The organism is Yeosuana sp. (assembly GCF_057126245.1).
Window position 1 is genome coordinate 1 of sequence record NZ_DBNGMQ010000097.1, and the last position, 2,083, is coordinate 2,083.

The following is a 2,083-nucleotide window of genomic DNA, read 5'->3' on the forward strand; positions in this document are numbered from 1 at the left end:
TTTGAAATTCATTAACATTTTGATAATATGAAAAAGGCGCAATTTGCACATAATAAATTGGAAAATCGCCAATTGCCCATCGAGTTCTCCAATCTTTAACCATAGCAGGAAAAAGTTTTTTATAATATTCTGGTTCCAAACGATTGCTTTCTCCTTGATACCATATGACACCTTTTATGGTATAAGGAATCAATGGGCTAACCATGGCATTAAACAACGCAGTGGGAATGCGTTGTGTAAATTTTGTAATATCCAACTCTTCAAGGCTGATGTTTTGAAAAGAACTTAACGCTTCAGTACTTATCCAAGCTTGAACATTACTAGCTCCATAAGAGCTATGTATCAAACCTACAGGGCAATCTAAAATTTCCTGAAGCTGCTGACCGAAAAAATAAGCCACAGCACTAAATTCTGAAACAGTCTCTGGAGATGCTTCTTGCCAAGCAATGTAGCGCTTAACATCATTTAATGGAGTCTTGGAACCTTCTTTGTGAACTGTAAACAACCGTAATTTCTTATTGGTTGACTTTGCTATCGCCATGGCAGAACCAAATGTAGGTTGTCCTTTATACCCCTTCACAGGCTGTTCCATATTAGACTGACCCGAACAAAACCATACTTCACCAAACAATATATTTGTTAGTGCAATATCCGATGTTTTACTTTTAATATTAATGATCTGAGGTTCTTTACTATTGGTTGTTTTCAATTCTATACTCCAATTACCCTTACTATCAGCTTCAATGTTCATTACCTCCTCTAACCAAGATGTCTGAATAGCGAGTTTCTCTTCAGGATCTGCCCATCCCCATAGTTTGATAGTCGTATTGCGTTGCAAAACCATATTTGACGATACTATAACGGGAAGCTTAACCTCAGCATTAATCGATTGCAGAAATACAAGATTAATGGTTGTTATTATAATAATTAAAGATATTCTTCTCATTATTTATTAGATTTATTGGGTTTTTTATGACGCTCTACCGTTTAATAGATTTTAATTTTTCTACACGGTTGATATAACCTATTTTTAATTATTCACTAAATTATTTTCTATTTAAATTAGACGGAACTGTATCTAACAACCCCATCCTGACTTCTCAAATTAAATAAAATTATTTAAGCTACTGATCAAACTAATTTTGATAGAAATATTTATTAGGATTTTGAATTGTTTCTATCATAAATCCTTCCCGTTCTTTGTCTAATGCTATTTTCTGATATTAAATTGCACTAATTGAAGCCTTATTGTTCCCTTTGTAGGTTTTTTCTTCAATTTTAACATTAGTACAATGAAGGTCAAACTGTGATATTTCAGTAAAAATTTGCGGATTATTTTTGTTTGGATAATCGTATTACTCTTGATTATCAATCCATCAAATACCTTAACAGATTATAACATAATAATTTTCTCATAAAGTCGCAATTTAGTTTCGTTTAAATTGTTAATACTAGCATCAATGAATTTAAAAATATTTTTTCTTATCGATCGCTTGGCATTATGCACAAATTTAAATAGTTTGCTACAAATCCGTTATACGTAATGTAACATCAATTAGTTATTTTGTAACATTTTTGTGTTTTTTCAAAATTAACTTCTAGGCAATATTTATTTAATTTGATACTAGGTTACGCTTTTCAATCAAACTTTAGATTGACATGTAACATTTTAAGTAATTGATGTAACATCTATTGTATCTGTAAGAAATTTTTCAAACCTTTTTTTTAGATTTGTTAATCAAGCATCTTTTATCGTTATCAAATATAATTGGGAAACTCCTATCATTTTTTTATAAATACACCAGATAAATCAAAATATTAAATGAAAACACTGAAAAAAATTAGTTTTGTGTTCGCACTTCTTACCATAATATCAAACTCTTATGGCCAAAAACCTGATAATCTTGTCTTAGCGCCACCTATGGGTTGGAATAGCTGGAATACATTTGCAACGGATATTAATGAGCAGTTAATTAAAGAAACGGCTGATGCGATGGTAGCATCTGGACTCTTGGCTGCTGGCTATGAATATTTGATTCTGGATGATGGCTGGAGTGCCATGCAGCGGAATGAAGAAGGAAAA

At 31.7% G+C, this 2,083-nt stretch carries 1 protein-coding gene and 1 pseudogene; one reads left to right on the plus strand and one right to left on the minus strand.

Annotated features, from left to right (window positions below; genetic code table 11):
- Positions 1-946 (minus strand): sialate O-acetylesterase (locus tag AC15TD_RS13225; RefSeq protein WP_484452628.1); only part of this gene is annotated, 946 nt, incomplete at its 3' end.
- Positions 947-1,822: 876 nt separating this feature from the next.
- Here AC15TD_RS13225 and AC15TD_RS13230 point away from each other — a divergent pair.
- Positions 1,823-2,083 (plus strand): annotated as a pseudogene (locus tag AC15TD_RS13230) (glycoside hydrolase family 27 protein); the annotation flags it as partial.